A 20,796-nucleotide genomic window follows, 5' to 3' on the forward strand; every position below is an offset into this window, starting at 1 on the left:
ATTTTATTAATGTCTGTGTTTTGATCCCACACCTTTAAAAGCATTCTCTCCACAGGAAGCCGGAGTTCCAATGATCATCCTGAACTTGCCTGCAGTTGGGGCGGTGAAATTAATCGGAACTGTACCACCAATTTTGAACGAAGTTGGTTTCATTAAACTTGTCCCTGCGGAATCAGTAATTTCGACGCTGTAACTTGAACAGGGGTTCTCACTTTTATTTCTTGTCGTTGTTAATGAGATAGAAAACGATTTACAAGCACCATCTGTTTCTAATGTTTCAATATGAACTGGATCTGAGGAGAAATGAAATATATTCGTTATATCGCAGGTCTTTTTGTCTTTTTTCTTTGGTGGTTTTTTCTTTTTGTCTTTGCCCGGGCCTGAGCCTTTTCCAACATAAATATCATCTAAACGGCCAATGGTTTGTACGCCAACAACTCCATCGTAGCTCAGACCATTATCGGATTGAAATTTAAATACAGCTGCTCGTGTTTCACTGCCAAAATCACCATCAGCACCGAATTTAGGAAGCTGATAACCTAAATCCATTAAACCCGATTGTACTTTTTGTACAGGTTCTCCCTTACATCCGGTAGCGAGATAATCTAAATCATCGTGTGTTTGCTCTAACTTGTAATCTCCTTTAAACCGAGGAGATTCTAAATCTTCAGCTGCAGTTGCAGAAGGATCGACGGATTTTTGTACAGCTCCGGTTTGCTGAATGGTATGGGTTAATTCATGTGCCAGCAAATGTTTTCCTTCCCGGGAATCGGGGTTGTATTTTCCTTTGTTAAAATAGACATCGTTGCCGTTGGTGAAAGCCTGAGCTCCCAATTCCTGACTCATTTGGACAGCATTAGTATCAGTGTGAATTTTTACATCACTGAAATCCGCACCAAAACCGGATTCCATTTCTTTTTTGGTTTTTTTGTCTAAGTCGTTTCCACCACCTTTTGAGTGGTTCAGTTTTCCTTCAAGTTCGTTATTCTCGATTTCGGCATTGGGATTTTGTTCTTTCTTTTGTACAGCCTTGTCTTCTTCTTTTTGCTCTTTAGACTGTACTTTTTCTTCGTTTTCACAATCGGCACATTTCTTTTGTACCGGTTTTTCTTCTTCCTTCTTGTCGGATTTCTTCTGTACTGGCTTTTCCTCTTCTTTTTTATCTGATTTCTTCTGAACTGGCTTTTCTTCTTCCTTCTTGTCAGATTTTTTCTGAACAGGTTTCTCTTCCTCTTTCTTATCCGATTTCTTTTGTACTGGTTTTTCTTCTTCTTTCTTATCGGATTTTTTCTGTACAGGTTCCTCTTGTTTGATTTCCTTACTCTGAACAGAAGAGATGGTCTCTGCAATTGGTTTTTGCTGTACGTTTTCTTTCGACTGCAGAAGACTTCCTCCGGACGAATTATTATTCACTACTTTATCGGCAACCCGGTCTGCCTCAACCTCAAACTGGTCACCGACTGTTCCGGTTTTCAGTTTTTTCTGGATTTTAGGTCCAAAAAAAGCAGAAGAGGAGGATTGAGCAATTGGCTTTTTATTTTCTAGCGTTCTCATCACTTCATTGTTTTGTTATTTGAAATAAAAAAATATTTCTTTACCCTTTACGGGATCAATTTTCCGGAATAAAGGGTGCTACGATGCGAGCATCGTTGGAGAGCTGATTTCTTCTTTTGGTATGATCTGATGTTTTTCCAGTTCGATCTTTATTTGTGCGTACCAGTATGGAAATATTTTAAACAATCGATATTCAATTTCTTCCGTAATGTCTTTTTTGTACTTTTTAATACCAAAGAGATGACTGTAGCTTATTTCACTGGCATATTTACTTTGTTCTGTTATATTTTTTCCTTTAAGAAGCAGGGTAGGCGTAATATTGTTATAGTCTAATACAGAAGCCAGATTGTATTGTTCTATAACAATACAAGGCTCAAAACCTTGTTGCTTTAATGGTTCAAATTCCTTACGGTTTGTGGTATAGATTTTTTCCAGATCATAATAGGCATTTATAAATTTATCGCGCAGTGTGAGGTCATTAAATCCCAGTATGCCACAGCTGTAGGAAAGTCCTAAATCAGGATGCCAGTAAGGTAAATTTTGTGTGTATTGGTTAAAAAAATCGATTTGCTTTTTATAGTGCGCTTCATAACCGCATTCTCTGCGTTCGAGAATAATGGAGTCGAAATTGAAATTGATTTTCTTTTTTATAAATACATCCGTATCGAGGTGAACAAATGGTTTGGTTTGTTTTTCGATGGCATGAATTTTTGATTTCATCCACAATTCTTTATTGTGTTCCTGATCCATTTTTGTGATTCTGCAGGGCAGCATATACAAAAAATTATAGGCAGTTTCGTCTGCATAAAGCTCAATGTCCTTGTACCAAAGATGACTGTACAAAATACTCAGAGCGGTCATGTAAACGGTTTCCTTAAGTTTATTGCCCATTTGCCAACGATTATTGATTAGAGGAAAAGCGTTCAGGCTGTATATTATTCTTGGTTCTTCCATAAAATATCGCTTAAGGTTTGCAGCTGTTGTTTTTCATCCAGATAGCAGACGTTGTTGTATAACGAAGCTTTTTTACTGTGTTTATAGAGTCTTTTCCATTCGTATTTTTCACCTGTTGCTTCTGAGGTCAATTTCGGAATCTGATCATTATGAAATGTTTTCATTTCATCAAAGGTGGCGTGCCATACCATTTCGCCTAATAAATAGGACTGTGTCAAGCCTATTTTAGAGAAATCTCTTTTGTAATAATCTGTATGGACATTTTTATCGTTGATCTGGTATTCTGAAACCAAAACTTCTCCCTCCAGATCATAAAAGCGGTTGAAAAAACGGGTGATCACTTCATTTTCTTTAATGAGTGATAAATCGTCTTCATTTTCATAAATAATATCAATATCATTTATGGGCATATCATAATAAGCACGGAGGTTAATGTAATCCGCAATTCCGCCTACAAAGGCAATCTTTGTAATATCGAGGTTCTTAAAAATATTTTTGAGAGCTTGTTTTTGCTCGTAGAAAATATTTTGTTCATCCTCTTTTAGAAATGTGTTTTTTTCGGTTTCCATGTTTTATATCGTATTACCAGTCCACAAAAATGATCTTGTCTTTCCATGCGAGTTTTACAATTCCCAGATTCCAGTTAATTTTATCTAACAAAATGTCCTGTGTTTTTCTTTCGACAATGACTTTGGGGTTGTCTTCGCTAAGAATTATTTTGCCGGGTCTTTGTAAATACTCATTTTGTAATAGGGCTATAGAAGAATTTTTCATAATCGGCCAGTTGTCTAAAACGGCTTGCAGCATTTCTTTGCCTTGATCTTTTAACTCTTCCGAGAGTATAATGTTTCGGTTTATAGGTCGGTTTATGGGGATGTTGCACAACACTTTTTCGAACAGCATTTGAGATTCGTAATCCTGCTCCCGGTCTGTCGCGATATAATGTAGCAGATGGGCGGCAGTTTCGGGATCGTTTATCGTATGGTCTTTACGGAGTAAACCGCAATTTCCGAAAAGATGTTTCAAAAAAGGATGCACCAGTATTAGTCCCGCATTGTTTACATAGTGTGAAGAAGGAACATTCGAAGTTGCTCCGTCAGCAGGGAATAATGCCGAATGCCAGTCTTCCAGATCTTTGGTTTCTTCATTTTTACCTTCGATTTCCTTGTTACGATTCAAAAGAGCATTGATTTCTGCTGTTTCTTTAGCATCGGTTTCCGGGGATTTTGAAGAAGGATTTCGATTTTCTTCGGTTTTCTTCTTTTTATCAGGATCACCAACTTTATGAATTTTTTCCTTTTCCTTATTTCCAGATTCTAAATCTCGAGCTTCCCTATTTTGAACTTCCATTTTAGTATCAGGTTGAGGTTCGTTAGCAACTTCAGGAGATCTGTCAGTTTCTGAAAATTTTAATTTTAAGAATTCTTCTTTAGCGCTTTCCGGAAGAATTTCGGAAGCGATTTGTTCAGAAAGAGTTTTTATAGCGTCTATTTCGGGAGCAAGATTGCTTAGTACGGAGAGTACTGATTTATCGGATACATTTTGCCTGATTTGTTCCAATATGATTTTCAGGTTTTCCTGAGTTATAGAAACAAAAGAAGCAATTAGCTGCACTAATTTTTCTTTTGTCAGAGCCTCATCATGCTGTAATAATTCCGAAAATACGATTTCCCAAATTAAATTGCGCTGATTTAAGCCCTGTTTCGATTTCGAAACAAGTTTGCGCATATTGCGATGGATCTTCTCAATTATTTTGGTAGCTGTTTCTTTATCATCAGCGGCTAAAAGAAGTGTTTTTTTAAGGATATCATAAATCTGTGCGTCTGATAATTGTTTGATGAAACGGGTTCTGATTTGGGAGTTTTTCAATGCATTTCGCAATTTTGAACCGAAAGTTTTGTCTCCAATATTTTTTTGTAATTGAGGGTCCTCTTCCGGACCAAGGAGAGTATTACCATTAACATTGCTCTTACCATTGCCGTTACCATAGTTATTGTTACTGGTAATCACCCACCAGGGACTGGTTCCTGTTTCCAGAAAAATGAAGAATTCATCACTGTTTTTTTCTTCGCGGTTCATTAATTTGTAACGCTCCGTATCGGGAAAACCTTTTTGAATCTGATCGTCAATCTGTTTTTGAATCTGATTTAAAATTTCCAGCTTTAGGGCATTAAAATTAAGTTCAGAAGCGACAGAAAGGTTCAGGTCTAATTTTTCGATCTGAATACTGTACAGCGGTATTTGGGTATGGAGCGTATCAAAATAGGCTTCTAAAAGAGGAAGGAGTTCTTCTTTTAGAAACGTATCCAGATGATCTTTGAGGTAATACGCCTTCTCTTTAGATTGGGTATTGACCTCCAGAAACAGCTTGTTGATAATATGGCTTCCAAGGTGCTGCACTTAGTTTAAACTTTTTAGTTGTGATTCGATGGCTTCCAGAATAAATTTGATGTCTTTAAACGGAATCTTCTGATCGGTTAAGAAAGCTTTTAAGGTTCCTTTAGGATCGGTCTTATACTGATTTTTTACAAAACCTTGTAACAAGCTGTCTATACGTGCCGTAATGGTTGTAAATGGTTTCTCGAATTTATTTATGAGTTCTGCGGGCTGACATTTTATGATGGTATAGAAAAGCGAGATATGACTTTCGGTAAGGAAACTCAGTACCGTTTTTTCCTCTTCCATTCTTGCATTTCTTGCGGCCAGTAATAAATTGTGGTATACAAGCTCATTATACATCTCGGGTAATGCAGTATTAAAATCTCCATTGATATAAGTACTGGTTTCTTTTTCAACACTTGCAAATTGTTTCTGAATTTCAGTAATCAGCGAAAGAGTCTCTTTACTGAATTTTTGTAATTCAGGCTGTTGGTTGATTTTTTCAAAAGTCAGGTTCGTTTTTTTGACGAATTCTACTGCATTAGTCAGACAGGGGTTTTCAGTCGGTTTTTCACGAATTCGGATATCTCTCGGACCGTCGACAGATTCGTCGCATCTTTTATTCAATGCTGTAAGAGATACTTTGATCACGTCGTTTTTGTATAGCGAAGTTGGTCGTATGATGGCTTCTGTAGCATCGGTTTCGATTACCTCTTCTTCGATGTTCCAGATGTATTTTAGAGCATCCGTGGATTTGTTGCTAAAGGCAATCTGATTATTTCTGATTGCGTAGCTAAACAAAGCTACAGGCGGATTTTGCATTATAATGGTAAGGTTCGAAGGTTTACCGTTTATTAGTATAACCACCTGATCTACATCTTTAGGAACATTATTGCCGATAAAAATGTATTGACCGGCATCATTCTGGGAAACTCCCGGGCCTGATAAGACCGTTTTTTTGCTATTTGGTTCAATAGTTAAAATATGCGGTTTAAGGTCGTTTCTGCAGATATTTCGGCTGTCGATACCTACCACTACAGGCACTTCAAAAGTCACCGGATGCTGTGCCTGAGCATTACAGTTTCCGTTTTCACCTGTAACTTTTACCTGAAAACTATAGCTTTCTTTGGCGGGTACCTCATAGGCATAAATATGTTGAATTTTTGCTTCAGTAGTGGCAACAGGTTCACTGCCATCACCAAAATCCCAAACATATTTCATGTCTTTTTGATTCTCACCGCTAATACTAAAATCAACCACAACTCCATCCTTATTAAGTGATTTCGGGAAGACAAAAGTGAAATCAAATTTTGGTTTTCTGAAAATGGTTATTTGGCAGTTGGTTTCAAAATTATTCACCGTAAAAGTTATCGGTTTTCCGATGAGTTCTTCACTGACCAATTTTGGATCAAAAACAAATTCTCCATACTGATTTTTGGTTACTCCGCCATTCAAATCTTCGTCTACATCGGCTTTTACAAAACCTCCGGTTGGTGTTACGTGAAAGGGGAAGTAAGGGGTTGTTTCATCAAAGCAGATATGGTTTACAGGTAAAGACAGGGTGATGAAATTATCATCGCAGCATAAATATGGCAAGGTAAAATCGGCTATTACGGGATTTAGCACGATAGATTCTCCGGGTTCTTTTTTATCGCCTTCTTTTTCAAAATCACCTGCGAGAGAATTTCCTCGCGGATATTCGTACGGATAACCATAGCCGTAATAATAAGGATATTGACTGTACTCTCCTTCAATATAAATCATGACAAATGTGCCGCCCGGTGCCACACCTGATTTGTGCTCGTATCCGTGATTTTTGTTCAGATAGTAGGAGGTATAATTTTCAACTATTTTTTTTGCGTCATGGGCTTTTACTCCAAGTACAACAACATTGAATCCTAAACCGTACTGACGTCTGATGGCCTGAATCGTTTTTAGTGCTTTTTTATAGTCTGTACCCTGATGGCCTTCGATTCTGTAGAAGTTGTGATCTGAGACCATTTCGTTAGGCCATTTTGTATTCAATAAGTTATCGTGATAACTTCTGTTATTGCGTTGTTGTCCGATAGTGGTTTTTTCGTAATCCCAAAGCTCAATAAGATGATCGCCCACGTTATTGTAAAATGGAATTGCTTTTTTACCAAGCGAACCCAATTCAAAACTAGGAGTGATTTTGATATAAGTATAGTTTACATTGTAATTCGCTAATAATTGTACGCAGCGTTTTATCAGACTGTACAATTGCTGTAAATCTGTATTTTTCCCATAACAGATTGTAATTTCTTTACCTTCTAAATCAACAATAAATTCGTTAATGGTGTCTTTCTTGCCAGGTTCGTTAAGCGTGTCAAAAGGCAGACAATCGTTACAGGTACTAAGGTTCTGTCCCGTGAGCAGCGGTGATTTGTAAAAAGAATGTCGGTATTCAAAACAAGGGCCGCTTTTTTGCACTTCTCCCAGCATTAAGTGTTTGGGAAATGATTTGATGTCCGGAAAGCAAAAATCATAGTCCATATTGGACAATAAAAGTCTGATCTCATTGTAAGTATCAATTAAATCGTTGAGCAGATCGTATCGATACTGAAAATCAGGAGGGACATTTTTTTCATCAAAACTGTACAGAGAAGCCAGATTCTTTTTTATAGAATCCAATATAGTTGGCATTTTTAATGGGGTCAATAGGATCTCAAAACCGTCTTGCAGTCTGGCCACTACATTGTTTCGGAACAGACCATTGGTGAATTTTCTTTTGATTTCATAATAACTGCTAAAATCTTCGGGTTGTAATACAATGCGGTTAGAAACCAGTTCCGGAAGTTTGTAATACAGGTTAGAGAATTTGATTTTGCTAATGATCTTATCATGAGTGTTTATCTGCGCCGCAACGGTTTTGCTTACCAATAAGGCTTTGTGATTGCCGATGATTTCCAGTCCCTGATTGTCGCAGGAGAGACTGACACAGAGATCGGAATCTTTTTCATATGATTCGATATACAAAAGAACGACAGCATCCGTTACCTCTAATCCGGTATTTTTTTTAAGATAATGTATCGGATAAGTATTGGCACTTTCGGTAAGCTGCTGCTCGGCAGTTAAAAGTTCGAAGATATCAAGCTGTTTTGAACCATCGTAAAAATAAGGTTTGTAAGCCGCTTTTTTGTTGTCGTATACTTTATAATGCGTGTATTGTTTACTTTCAAAATCAATAATTTTTCCACCGTTTGGAGTAGACTTGTACAACTGTATAAGATCACCGTCGGTTGTGATACCGCTGCCTTGTGTTATGGTAATGTCTTTTGAAACGGGGCTGTATGAAACCTTAAATCCGCAAATGATGCCGACACCACTAAGACCAATTCTGGAAATACGATCCTGATCATCAAAATAATCTACAATCTCGTTAAGATGTCCTTCTGTTAGTACCTGATTTTTAGTGAATCTTCGGTACAGCGTTGTTATGGTTGAAAGTTTTACTAACATTTTGAATGGTATTTATAGTGATCCTAAATTTGTTTTTCCCAGTATTATTTTCTCGAATTGATTTTCGTTTTCGTCGTTGCAGTCAAATAATCTTCCTGTAGGATATAAATTGCTGAGGTTCGATAGAGAGGTGATAAGCTTTATCAGGTCTGTTTCCGGCTGATTTTGATTCAATAAGGTTTTGGCAAATAAATAATCCTTGTAAGAGTTCTCAAACCGCAAAAGTTCGTTTTCTGCCGGATTTTGAATTTCATTTTTCCGATGCCCGATCCAGCAGATTTTTGCCAGCACATGCGCCGGTAATTCCTCCTTAATTACTTTTTCGATATAATTTCTGAAATCGATGTTGGCAAAACGCAAAGTATATCCGGGCAGAATAATACTTACGCGATAGGAGTAAGGGTCCAAAGGCTCACAGCTCTTACACTCATCAGTACAGATCGGTAAAAATGTTGCCGAATCCACAATAGTCTGGTTCACATCCGGGCGAAGCATCATGTGTTCGACAATAAATAAACCTTCCTCGGTAAACACTTCTTTCATAAAATGAATCAAATCAAGAATAGACTGCTTCACTTTAGCCAAAGAACTGTAGTAAGTGTACCTTTTGGCAATGATACGGTCCTTATTGTTCACATCCGTAATTAACGGATTAATGATGTCATACGAATACTTTCCGGAAGGAGACCGGTGTATCTGGATGTTATCGATGACCTGCGGATCTGTGATGCCTTTTTTAAAAGCCTCTTCGACATTGTATTCGCGGGTTTGAATGATTTGTAAAATAGCAAAATACATTTCCCGATTGGCAATAGAGGTGTCGTAATACTCTGTTGTGGCAGAGAGTACGATTTTGTTTTTATCATCCCTGATTCTCCATCGGTATACCAGTTGATTGTCTGAATCAATAAAATGGTAGAGATCAACAAAGGAATCCGAAAGATGTCTTCTGTTGTAGTTTTTAACCCCCAAAAGCCTTGCAATTCTCTTTTTTACCCCAGAGACATTATCAGTATCCCACAGATTGCTGTTGGGCTGTCGGTAATAGTTAAAAGAACTGCCGCGGTTTTTGCTGACGATTTTATAATCTTTCAAAAAGTCTTCTTTGTTTTTCAGCACCACTTCATCCGTAGCACTTCCATAGATACTTTTGTTAATGAAAACATACTCAGAGAAACGTTCTGCAAAGCGCCCTAAAAGATGGTCCAGAATAGAATTTCGTCTTTCAATATTGTTGTCCAGTTCCTTAAAAAGAATTTCGGTCAGATAATCATCATTGTTTTCAGGATAGTCCTTTACCAGTTCGCTAAAGCCTTTAATGTCTTTTACTGCCTGGGTAAAAAATGTTTTAGTGAGATTGCCGCTTACCGAAAGTATCTCGTTGACTTTTCCCAAATGTTTAAAATAACTGGCCAGAATCTGATCGAAGAATAAAAGATAGGCTTTAAGCTGTTTGGCCTGCGATTGTCGGGCGACTGTGGCTCCTGACGGTAAACCGACTTCTCCGATTCCGTACGTATCCGGAAAATCGTTTTGTATGGTGGTATAGCTGTTTGGGTTTAAATAAGTGCCTTTTGGTATTTTCAGTTCTTTGTGTTTGCTGGAATAATCGGTAGCTTTATCTTTTACGTCATTAATTTCCTTTAAATAAAGATCCACCTGAGTTTTATTGATGTTCAGAGGTAGTACGCCTTTATTGTAGTTGAAAACACTTTTATTACAGATTACCGGTTTTTGGTATTCTTTGAGGCAAAGCAGCCACTGATTCGCCACCGCTTCATCATCGCCGCAATTTCCAAGAGAAATATCTTTGATGGTCAGCACTCCGGGCACATTCATGATCAGTTTGATAATATCCGATAATCGTACCTCACTGGTCAGTTCGGCTTCGATTAATTCTTTGGTATCAATAAAACCATGTTCCAAAACCGGTCCGTCAAAAATTTCTAAGGAGGTGTATCCCTTATCGAGCATTTGCTTAACCGAATAAAAATTAACGGTGGTCGATAAATAACCATCCAATGCGGTTAACACCAGGGCATGAACCATTTCTTCGTCGGCTTGAGTATCGATCTCAATACTGGCACATATTTTTATAGGATATTCATCGACTTTTATAATGTTAATCAGATCTTCACACAGGTTTCTGTTGGCATGGAATTTTTTTCTGATGAGGTCTTTGACGCTGTTAATGTCAGAAAGTTTATTGCTCTCAAAATCAACATAAAGATCGTATAAACCTTTGAGCTGAAATTGTTTTTTAAGGCGGCTTGGGAGTTCGCTAAAATCCTGATAATTATAAGATAATTGCTCGTCTTTACAATTCACGTAAACGGTTTTGTAGTGTTTGGCCGGCCAACAGTTTTTAACTCCGTCAATATCGATAAACAGTTTTCTGTAATCCAGTGCAGTTACGGGACTTGTAGTCAATACTTCCGAAGCCTTAAAAAACTGGTTGGGAATATCTTTTTCTTTTATGTCAGAAGCAAGGAGGTTTTCGATCGGCAAATCAGTTCTCATGCCAAGATCGGTTATAGCATAACAAAGCATTTCCAGCATCGTGATACCGGGATCATGCGAATTAAAATCAGTCCATAATTTGCCACCCAGCTGTTCGATATACTCAATGCCTTTTTTTCTGAGATAGAAAAAATCCAGGTCATCTTCGGTCGCAACCTTTTTAGGAATTGTATTATGTGGATTTAGTATTGACATGACTCTTCGGATTGGAAATTAGGTTCTTTACAACTGTTGATTTTTGTAGAAATGATATGATTTTTTACCGATACCAGTATGCGTTTTGGATTAGACGGTGACAGTACCGGCAAGAAATCCAGTGTTGCCTGATAAGTAATATCGTTCGGATTTTCGGATTCGGTATTGTCTTTGAGTTTTGCCATTTCTAACTCTGCTAAATAATCGACATAGTATAATTTTTCGATATAGTCAATGATGGTGCTTCTGTGTAATTCAATCCCAAAAAGGATGTCCTGAGTGGTGTCAAATGCCCACGGCGACAAGAATTTGGTGATATCTTCATTGAGCTGTTTTTTATAAAAGTTCTCATCGTACTGGGCATAAAACCGCACATTGAGTTTGATGATCACCTTCTCGTATTCCGGATTAATTACAGCGACTTCGACATGCATACTGTTGAGATTGCTGATGTAATTTCGAATTTTATTTAAGGTAGCCGTATTTACTCTCGGCTCATAAAGATCAAATACATTTTTGTTTATAATATCCGGGACCACTATAAGAGTAATATCTCCGGGTGAAAGAAAGGATTCCTTTTCATTATTGGTATGGTTCAGGCATTTTACTCTGAAAACTTCCGGAAACTCCTGAAGGATAAGATGCTCATAATCCCATAGCGTTATTGCTCTGTTTTTGTGGCGAAGACGTTCACTTACCCGTTTGTAATAGGTCTCGTCTGATTCCTGTGCTTTTCCGTTAAAAGAATTAAAAGGCTGCGCGACACTTTTAACCTGCGTGATGCGGGTAATGAGCTTAGAAATCGTTTCAGCAGGCAATCCTTTTTCTAAATGAGACAATTCGTTATTGTGGTTGTAAAATTCGGCTGTAACGACTTGTGTTTTAATATCGATTACTTTGCAGACGGCATCATAAGCTTTATGCATTTTTCCTCTTACCCAGATCAGGTTGTCCGGAAATAAGGTGTTTGTTTTGGTAGCTTGTTTTGGAATCGCAAATTTCAGAATCCCCGACTTTAAAAAATTATCGGTAGAATTGGCTAAAATTTCATTCTCGATATTTTTCCATTGATTGTCACAAAGAATAAACCATTCTATTTTTTGTCTCCCAACGAAAGAGTCCACCTGTGGATTTTCGCTTCCTTCAAGTATCTGAACCAATAAAGCAACCTGCTGTAAAGTTTCAGCTTCCTCGAGACCGATGTAAAATTCGCCTCCTTTGCAATAATCAGGAACAAGACGGCTTGTAAGAGCGCTATTAGCATCCAAAACTCCTTTTTGTCTGGCAACATTTTTCAAATAAGAATGTTCTTCACTCTGTCCAAATGGAGCTTCATGAAATAATCGGATTCGTTCTGCCTGGTATTCGACTTCGGTTTGATGGGTAAAATTGACCGTTTCCTCCGCCGTGTAATCTAAACTAATGGTTTCGACAAATGGCGTATAAGCTTCATTCGGAATCAGGGTATCCGCAATTTTACTCATAATGGCGAGCGTATATATTTTTGGGTACAAAGAGTGCAGCAACGATTGGTTTAGAGTCAATCGAATCGGGCCGCTCTTGTCAATGTCGTAACCGTCTCCTGCTAAAGGAAATTCAGTTACATAAACCCCGTCTTTTAGCGTAAACAAAGTAGTGTCTGTAATTTTGGTTTCCCAGTTTTCTTTATTTAAGAGAGATACATTACCTTTAAAATAAGCATCGGAGTCTACAATAAGATCAGTGTCGACTGTGTTAAGAATTAATTTGCTTTTTTCCGGAATATTTATGGCAACAGCATCTGTTTTCGGCTGAGGGTCTTCGGGCTGATTTACGGCTTTGTCTTTTATAATTTCTTTCAGAAACATTCCATTAAAGAAAAGAGTCTGGCTTATCGTCGTATCCTGATATTTCTTTTTGTAGGCCTGATAATGCGTTTTAAAAGATTTGGGGGTGTTTTTCCATTTTATAGAGACGTTGATATTCTTCCATTTTTTTGAAAACATTTCCGGATAATCAATAAGAAATGACGAGCCGCTGGTAGGCTGCATGGTAAAAGGATAGAAAGGTTTTTCGGCATTTAGTAAACCGGTATCGCTTTCCAGTAATAGTGATTTTACATCTTTTACGTCTACTTTAACACCGATGCTGCTGATGGTTTTGGTCACCAGATTTCTAAATAAATAATGTCCTTTTTTGTCTTCTGTACGAATTAAGAATCGGATAACAGGTTCTGTTGTAGAGAAATGTTCTCCTAATTTCTTTTGATTATAGTTTACAACAGAGGGGGTATCTTTTGAAATTTGAAAGACCAATCGCAATTGCTTTTCCACAATACCTGAAGTGGCAGCTGTTCCTATAAGTTTAAAAGGACCAAGCCATTCTTTTTCACCACTGCAGAAAATGCTGATATTATCAACAAGATCATTGACGGTAATGGGTTCCTTAAATGGTTCGGTATCAAAAGTAAAAGCTTCATTGAAAGTAATAGTAATATCAATATTTCTTTCACCTTCTTTTAATTGCAATAAGGGTGAAGCGATGGTAAAGCCAAGTCTGGCAGCTTCCAGTTCAGTATATTTTTCTTCATTAGAAGTATATCCAAATGGCAACCAGTACTTTGATCCTTCTTTAAGACTTTCTCCCTTTCCATCAAGAGAGTTGGCCACCTGACTGCATTTTATTTCCCCCAGGGTAGTATCATTATAAACACTCTTAAGCGCTGTAATTTGAGCTTTGTTGGCAACTAATTCTTCGGTTGTTTTATAGATAAGTTTGTTGCCTAAAGCATCTTTTCCTGCATCCAATTGTGTTTGCGCTTCGATTCGTTCTTCGGTACTTTTTTTAGCCAGCTCGAAAATAACATGTACCTGATCCGGTTTTGCAGCGAGTTTTTCGATTTGTAAAATATCCTTATAAAAGAAATCGAGATGTTTTTTGGTAATTTGATTAAAGCGCTCTTTAGACAGTTCCAATAATTTCAGGAAACAGATAAAAAGGGTCATGTGAGGCGTTAACGTGCCTTCGAATTCAATATCCCGAAGTGTTTCCGAAATACTTTGTTTCAGAAGCGTATAATCTTTGTCTTTTCTGTTTGGAATGTCTTTTTTCGAATAACCAAAATGATCAAAAATTTCCTGCCAGTTTCCGGAAGCTTTTTTGCTGTTGGTGGTGTCAAAAAAGTTAACCTGTTTGGCAAAATTATAGGTAAAAAGAAACCAGTCTTCCTTATCAAAGTCATGGAGTTCCAAATTGTGGGGATCGAGAATACTATTCATGCGGTCGCCCTGATCTGTGCCATTTCTTTTAAATAAGGTATCGTTGGTATGGTCGCTGTTGTTACACATAATGCTTTTTATATCAATTTTACTTATCTTTTAGTCCAATACAATTGGACTATATTGAATATACAATCGGTATTAAATATTAGTTCCTTCTTGTTTGTAGAAAGGATATACCATATTAGTTCTGGAATTGGTAGCTCTTATTCTGTAATCTAAAGCCACTAACAATTCCCCATTTAAATCATCTCCCTGACTGATGTCGATTTTCTCCACATCAATTCGCGGTTCATGGTATAAAATGGCGGTTCTGATGAGTTCAGACACATACGTTTTTAAGGTTGTGGTTAACGGTTCAAAAAGAAGTTCGTCTACATTACAGCCGTATTTAGGGACCATAATACGTTCTCCTATTTTAGTTGACAGTAGAATCTCCAGACTGCTTTTAATGTCTTCTTCATCAGAAATCATTACAGTAGCTCTGGTTGTTTTCTTAAATTCGGGAGGAAAACTCCATCCGGTTCCTAAAAAAGCTTGATCTGTTTCCATAATTAACCAATTAAAACGGTTGCTAATCCGGCTACTATTGTGCCTCCATGTGCGGTGGAATCCCCCATACGTGCTGCGGGTTTTCCTCCAATTAAAACGGTTGCCGAACCTGCGGCGATGGTATCAGGAGGTCCTGTGCAGGTAGCCATATCTCCAACACATGCGGCTGGAACTCCGCCAATTAATACGGTTGGCGAACCGGCAGGTAAAATTGGCCCTCCCACATGCGGAACGGTTCCGGTAACCATTGGGCAAACATGCATATCTGTAATTCTGGCGGCTGGTGCTCCCATAATTTTAATTTATTTGTACGATACTTCCTTTTACAATAGCCACTGCGCTTGAGGACATTTCGGCTCCCGCACTTCCTTCGGCTTTAAACTGCGCTTTGGCTTTTAAGGAAACGTTAGTTCCTTCAATTTTAACGTCACCTGATGCGACTATCTCAATGTTTCCGGCACTTTCCATTTTTATACCATTACTGTCTATGGTAATGACATTCGAATTTTCATCTTCAATAACAATTACCCCCTGGTCTTCGTCGAGTGTTATTTTTTTGCCCGCCGGAGTTTCAATTCCTATCGATTTTTTCTCGTCATCAAACATGACCTTCATTTCACTTCGGGTTACGATCCCTTTTTGGTGATTATCGTCTGAAGCTGTAATCGGAGAAGGCTTTCCACTGCTGTGAAGCATGCCCAAAACGATGGCGTTGTTTGGATCTTCGTTGACAAAACCAATAATTACTTCATCTTCTATTTCAGGTCTGAAAAAAATACCTCTGTTTTCTCCTGCATCAGGCGAAGCAACACGACACCAAATACCCTGTTCTTCATTGTTGATGATCGGAATTTTGACCAGAATTCGGTCTTCACCATTGGGGTCGTCTTCCAGTTGTGTGACGATTCCGGCATGAAGTCCTTTTATGGCCGGCATGATTCCGGAACCTGTTGGTGTGTGAATGTCATAGGTTTCAGAGAACCACTCCGGATTTAATCCAAATTGAGCATCGATGGTCCAGTTTCCCTCTGTTAGTTCGTGAAAAACTCCCGTGATGTAAGCGCTTCCGTTGAATCGGTCGCCAACGCCTTCCAGTGTAATGATGGTGTTGGGCTTAACGGCAGGAATTCCTTGAAATTTCACTCTTCCGCGAACTTTGGATAATTGCTGAAACAGTAATTTGGCGTCTGCCCAATCCTGCAATTCTGTTTCGGTAATGGCACCACCGTGACGCAGTTCCAAATTTTCCAGCTCGATAGTTTCGGACAAATCAGAAGCCGATAAATTTCCATTGAGACTTACTCCGGGATCACTGGCTTCAATTTCCACTAATTCCTGATTGGTATAATCCCAGCTGTACGAAGACACTTTGGCAAATTGATTTCGAGCATCAATTTCGGCATCAAAATCGAGTAAAGTTGCTCCGAAAGTAATGGTTTCGACAGCTGCTGAACTCAGATCGGGTTTGCTGATGGTGATTTTTCCGTTCTCTACAAAACAAAGTTTTCCGTTAGCCTGTGCTCTTGAAACGATAAAATCCCAGTCGGAAGTATTGTACTGAACCAGTTCTTTATGACTAAAATTAGTAGCTTCAACGTCTTTTTCCAGTCCGTATGTGCCTATAATTTCCTCAAAAGCATCACTGTCTTTTACATCATAAAAATACTTGCTCTTTCTGCCGATCGTTAGTTTTACTGCTTCGTCTTTACATTCAATAATCAGCAAAGAAGCACCGCTTTTTATTTTAATTGAATGCTTGATGATGATTCCTTTGTAAATGGCCTCCTCATCATTGTGATAACCGGCATTGATTTCAATTTTTTTCCCCGGAATCAATAAATCCTCATTACTCAGTTTAAAATCTCTTTCAGAAGCTTCTCCGTCTGTGAGAACAATTTGAGCCATAGGAATCCGGTTCACCTCATTTTGCACTACAATACTTTTTACCTGATAGGTTTTAGACAATTCTTCCCCTTCAATTAAAATTTTGTACGTTACTAAATCGGCACTTTGACTGGTTTGTATGACTCCGCTGTTGTTCATCAGGATTGTTTTTGTAAGGGTGGGAAAAATAGTTTTTGCCCTGTTTTTAATTTTCTGAAATTGATAATGTTATTGACTTTTGCAACTTCGAGATAATACTTAGAATCACCGTAAATATGATAGGTCATCAAGGGTAAAGTATCGCCTTCTTTTACAATTCTGTAATGCGTTAAATCCGGCGATTTATTATTTTCTCTGGCTGCTCTGAGGTTGTCTTCCACAAAACCCTGAAATTTCGCTTTTGCGATAGCTCTGATCGGAGTTCCGTCCGGATTAAAGAGTTTGAATTCGATATCCATTTCGGTTAGAGCCCCTTTAAAAAGCAAGGTTCCCCATGAAATCATGAGATAGTTGGGTTTGTGTTCGTCACCGTTGTAATCCAGAATGACCTTTTTAAATTTCTCAATGTCGTCTATAATGCCATTACTCGAACTTTTATAGCCGCTAATCACTCCCGATCGGTCGAAAACAAAATCAAGTTCCAGATTCTCCGGTAGTTTTTTGTTGAACTTAGGAGATACCGTACTCGTTCCGGAGGCCTGAGTGTCATCAGTCTCAATTTTATAGTGATAGGTATATTTCTCCGGATTCATAAGCGTAGAAAACTTACCGTCGGCAATTTTATTATTAAACTGCGGGTCACTATAAGCTACGATTTTCAGTTTTTCTAATTCTCCAGCCATGATTAACGCTCTTTTTTACGTTCGATAATTTTCATTACCTGATCTACGCATTCGGCAACGGGCTCTTCTCCTTTACTTTTCGGAGAATTTGGAGAAGCAGCCGGTTTCGATCCTTCGCTCACATTTATTTTAATGTGAAGCTCTTTTATTTCTATTGGCATAACTAACTTTTCATTAAGGTGAAATAATTATAAGTAAGCTCAATGTTTTCGACGACGAGCTTGCTTTCTTCGGCATTAAAGTCTTCAACCGACCATTTTACAGGGTAGGCGTGAACCACATTCCAGGAAACCAAAGGTTGATGCTCCTGGTTGAGTAGTTTGACCGTCAGATTCACGGGTTCAAAAGAAAAATTTTCAATAGCTTTTCTGCACCAGTCAATAACATCAGAATCAATCAATATTCCTCTCTTTAAAGTCAGGTTTGGATATTTTGTCTTTACCGGGAGTTTGTGTTTGAATCTGTTTTCTCCACCCTCGGCAATTTCTTCTGTCTCGATATCAACAGACAAGCCGGAAACCGATTGGAACTGATGGTCTTTTTCTTTCGTACCAAGACCTTGAAATTCTACTAAAAAGTGAAAACCGACAGGTGGATAATAATTAGCCATGATTAGTCATTTTGGATCGATAAACCTTCGTGAACCAATTCCATAGATTCGATAGCGACTTCGTTTCCGTCGGCTTTTAAATCAGTCGATTGAATTTTGGTAGGCCATGCATTTTTTACTTTCCAGATGGCCACAGGATTGTGTTCTTCATCCAGTAGCTTGATGGTAATATCTCTTCTTTCTATGGTGTTTAGTTTTACCGTATTCCACCAGGCATAATACTCATTATCACTTTTAAAGGTTCCTCTTTTCAGTGTGATGTTGGAGAATTTCTGCATGCCCGGCATTTTGATCTTGCTGTATTCAGGACTTGCTCCGTGACGGTATTCAATAACCTCAGTTTCGACATCTAATCCCGAAACTTCTGTAAATCCTATTTTTGTTCCACCCCAGTCAACTGAGAAATGAAACTTTGATAGCGGATAACTCATGATCTATATTTTTTAATGTTAGTGTTTAATTAAGATTCCTGCATTTTGTGAGAGAAGCGAAGTATGATAAATTCCGCCGGACGAACTACTGCCATTCCAATTTCGACAATTAAACGGCCTTCGAGAATGTCTATAGCCGACATGGTTTGCCCCAATCCGATTCTGACATAAAAAGCCTGTTCCGGTTTAGCTCCGGCCAATGCTCCGGCTCTCCATTGCAGAATCAGGAAATTTTCTATCATGGCTCGCACGCGTATCCAGGTGTTGGCATCGTTAGGTTCAAATACAAATTGTTCGGTCGCTTTTTTGATGGATTCTTCGGCCATATTAAAGAAACGTCTCACCGGTACATAGCGCCATTCGTTATCGTTTCCGGCTAATGTTCGGGAGCCCCAAACCAAAGTTCCTTTCCCGGTGAAACTTCTGATGGCATTGATTGATTTACCGGCAACAGTATCAACATTTAAACCGTCCTGAATGTTGTTGGTAATTTTTACAGTAGGTTTTATGACATAGTTCAGACTTACATTTGCAGGCGCTTTCCAAACCCCTCTGTCTTTGTCAACTCTGGCGTAGATTCCTGCAATAGCAGAGCTTGGCGGAAGTGTTATAGGAAGGTTGTAAATTTCGGTAAGGATTTTATTGTAAGTAGCGTTGTCAATTGCTTCCAGAGCACTTAATTTTCTTCCGTTTAATTCTCCATTATTTAAATCTTTTCCGTTTACTGATTTAATAGCGGTTATAAGCGCGGTAAGGGCAGCGGCAATACCTGAAAAATTATTCACCAGTCCGGTAATTCCCGTTTGAGCATTCAGTGGAGTATAGGTTACCAGTTTTTTTAATTCTGTGTCAAAATTTAAAGTGTCGGTTAGTAGAATTTTTTTCAGTTTAGGATCTGTGTTTTCATCCTGTATTTTTTTCTTTAACGCTTTTAAATTTTTATAGACAGCATCGATTTTACCCGGAGCCGTAAAAATTAAATTGAAAGTATTCAGGTTTGACGTGATGGTGTTTGCAATTCCCGGATCTTCGTCTGAGATGGTACTGATGGCAGCATTGGCTTCATCGTTTAAGGAACTCTTTAATATGGACAAAGTTTCCAAAGTAGTCAGTAAAGGGTTCAGTTTATTTAAGAAAGCCGTTTTTTTGGCAGGGCTGCTCGCAAAGGTTCCGCCTAAATCAAAACCGGTAGGATTGGCACTGTACATCTGTAACAACAGATCACTAATTTGTCCGGCAATATCGCCAGCTACTGGTTCACTCACCAATTTGGTTACCGTAGCCGTAATTCCGGTAGCAGGATCTTCAATTGGTACTAATCCCGCAGCTATTTGATCATAGGCTTTTGCCGTATAAGAATAGTGTTTTAAGACAATTTTACTTGCATCAAAAGCATAATCAAGTATGGTTTCTAAATGTGGATAATAAGCTGCTCCGTATTTAATCGTATCTTTTTCAGAACTTACTTTATTTCGTAAATCGTCTATATTTGTATCTGTAGGGCTCGATTCATCATAATTCAGCGTATCGATCAGCGTAAATCTGTCCTGAAGATTTTGGCATTGGGTCAGCGCATCGTTATACAATCCATAGTAATCCGTAATCGTGATTCCTGATACTTTTGTGGCGTCCGGAAACAATAACAAAGTCGGTTCGTCTACTTTTTCGATTTCTGCTAATCCGCTTTTTAGTGCATTACTGTTGTTGATTGCAGTAACAGCAGAATCTGCATCGTCTAAATCATTGCCATAACGGCCTACTGAAACAATGTAGCAAGGACCTCCGCCATTTGCAAAAAACAATTGCAGCGAATAATACATCAAAAAGGGCTGCTTTGAAGTAGGCTGATCTACAATAATAGATCTAACGTCACCATTATCAGTAGAAACATCATTGATGGTAACACTAATGGTTGTTTCCGGTTTTGCAAAGCCGAAAAAACGTTCGTACTCTAAGAGAGAGGTTATTCGGGTTGGCTTTAATTTCAAATCTCCATTAATCTTGTTTGTAGCTTTTTCAGTATAGCCAATAAAAGCGGGAATTGCTGTTTCTACCTGGGCAACAGAAGGAGGGAATTTTACGATTTCCTCCACATATACCCCGGGTGTTTTGTAAGTTGTTGCCATGATTAATTGTTT

Annotated in this window: 14 protein-coding genes and 1 pseudogene; all 15 read right to left on the bottom strand. The window is 38.3% G+C overall.

Annotation, left to right across the window (positions count from 1 at the left end; translation table 11 throughout):
* Window positions 1–6 precede the first annotated feature (6 nt).
* Entirely contained in the window at window positions 7–1,554 is a 1,548-nt protein-coding gene (locus M4I44_RS09565) for a DUF4157 domain-containing protein (protein ID WP_249967147.1), read from the bottom strand.
* A 78-nt stretch (window positions 1,555–1,632) separates the two neighbouring features.
* Window positions 1,633–2,508 carry a DUF6734 family protein gene (locus M4I44_RS09570; protein WP_017497856.1) on the bottom strand — a complete coding sequence of 292 codons (876 nt, stop codon included), beginning with the start codon at window positions 2,506–2,508 and terminating at the stop codon, window positions 1,633–1,635.
* Window positions 2,490–3,077: a hypothetical protein gene (locus tag M4I44_RS09575; protein ID WP_249967148.1), complete on the bottom strand. Its 588-nt coding sequence runs from the start codon at window positions 3,075–3,077 to the stop codon at window positions 2,490–2,492. Before M4I44_RS09575 ends, M4I44_RS09570 begins: the two co-directional genes overlap by 19 nt.
* A gap of 13 nt (window positions 3,078–3,090) precedes the next feature.
* Entirely contained in the window at window positions 3,091–4,908 is a 1,818-nt protein-coding gene (locus M4I44_RS09580; RefSeq protein WP_249967149.1) for a contractile injection system tape measure protein, read from the bottom strand.
* 1,044 nt (window positions 4,909–5,952) lie between these two features.
* Window positions 5,953–8,367: pseudogene (locus M4I44_RS09585) on the bottom strand (PKD domain-containing protein); the annotation flags it as partial.
* A 12-nt stretch (window positions 8,368–8,379) separates the two neighbouring features.
* Window positions 8,380–11,082, bottom strand: coding sequence for a hypothetical protein (locus tag M4I44_RS09590; RefSeq protein WP_249967151.1), 2,703 nt, complete (start codon window positions 11,080–11,082; stop codon window positions 8,380–8,382).
* Window positions 11,070–14,408, bottom strand: coding sequence for a baseplate J/gp47 family protein (locus tag M4I44_RS09595; protein ID WP_249967152.1), 3,339 nt, complete (start codon window positions 14,406–14,408; stop codon window positions 11,070–11,072). Before M4I44_RS09595 ends, M4I44_RS09590 begins: the two co-directional genes overlap by 13 nt.
* Window positions 14,409–14,480: 72 nt before the next feature.
* Window positions 14,481–14,891 carry a GPW/gp25 family protein gene (locus tag M4I44_RS09600; RefSeq protein ID WP_070908779.1) on the bottom strand — a complete coding sequence of 137 codons (411 nt, stop codon included), beginning with the start codon at window positions 14,889–14,891 and terminating at the stop codon, window positions 14,481–14,483.
* A gap of 2 nt (window positions 14,892–14,893) precedes the next feature.
* The gene (locus M4I44_RS09605) at window positions 14,894–15,184 is read right to left on the bottom strand and encodes a PAAR domain-containing protein (RefSeq protein ID WP_017497863.1); all 291 of its coding nucleotides are present in this window, start codon (window positions 15,182–15,184) and stop codon (window positions 14,894–14,896) included.
* 4 nt (window positions 15,185–15,188) lie between these two features.
* On the bottom strand, window positions 15,189–16,934 hold the full coding sequence (gene vgrG, locus M4I44_RS09610) for a type VI secretion system tip protein VgrG (RefSeq protein ID WP_249967153.1): 1,746 nt from the start codon (window positions 16,932–16,934) through the stop codon (window positions 15,189–15,191).
* Window positions 16,934–17,617, bottom strand: coding sequence for a LysM peptidoglycan-binding domain-containing protein (locus M4I44_RS09615; RefSeq protein ID WP_249967154.1), 684 nt, complete (start codon window positions 17,615–17,617; stop codon window positions 16,934–16,936). The genes vgrG and M4I44_RS09615 overlap by 1 nt, the downstream gene beginning before the upstream one ends.
* Before the next feature lie 2 nt (window positions 17,618–17,619).
* Window positions 17,620–17,778, bottom strand: coding sequence for a DUF5908 family protein (locus M4I44_RS09620; protein ID WP_165607941.1), 159 nt, complete (start codon window positions 17,776–17,778; stop codon window positions 17,620–17,622).
* A gap of 2 nt (window positions 17,779–17,780) precedes the next feature.
* The gene (locus M4I44_RS09625; protein WP_017497867.1) at window positions 17,781–18,227 is read right to left on the bottom strand and encodes a phage tail protein; all 447 of its coding nucleotides are present in this window, start codon (window positions 18,225–18,227) and stop codon (window positions 17,781–17,783) included.
* 2 nt (window positions 18,228–18,229) lie between these two features.
* Window positions 18,230–18,658, bottom strand: coding sequence for a phage tail protein (locus tag M4I44_RS09630; protein WP_017497868.1), 429 nt, complete (start codon window positions 18,656–18,658; stop codon window positions 18,230–18,232).
* Between the two features lie 29 nt (window positions 18,659–18,687).
* Window positions 18,688–20,784, bottom strand: coding sequence for a phage tail sheath C-terminal domain-containing protein (locus tag M4I44_RS09635; RefSeq protein WP_017497869.1), 2,097 nt, complete (start codon window positions 20,782–20,784; stop codon window positions 18,688–18,690).
* Window positions 20,785–20,796: the final 12 nt, after the last annotated feature.

The organism is Flavobacterium sp. B183 (assembly GCF_023539155.1).
In the GTDB taxonomy this organism is placed as follows: domain Bacteria; phylum Bacteroidota; class Bacteroidia; order Flavobacteriales; family Flavobacteriaceae; genus Flavobacterium; species Flavobacterium tructae.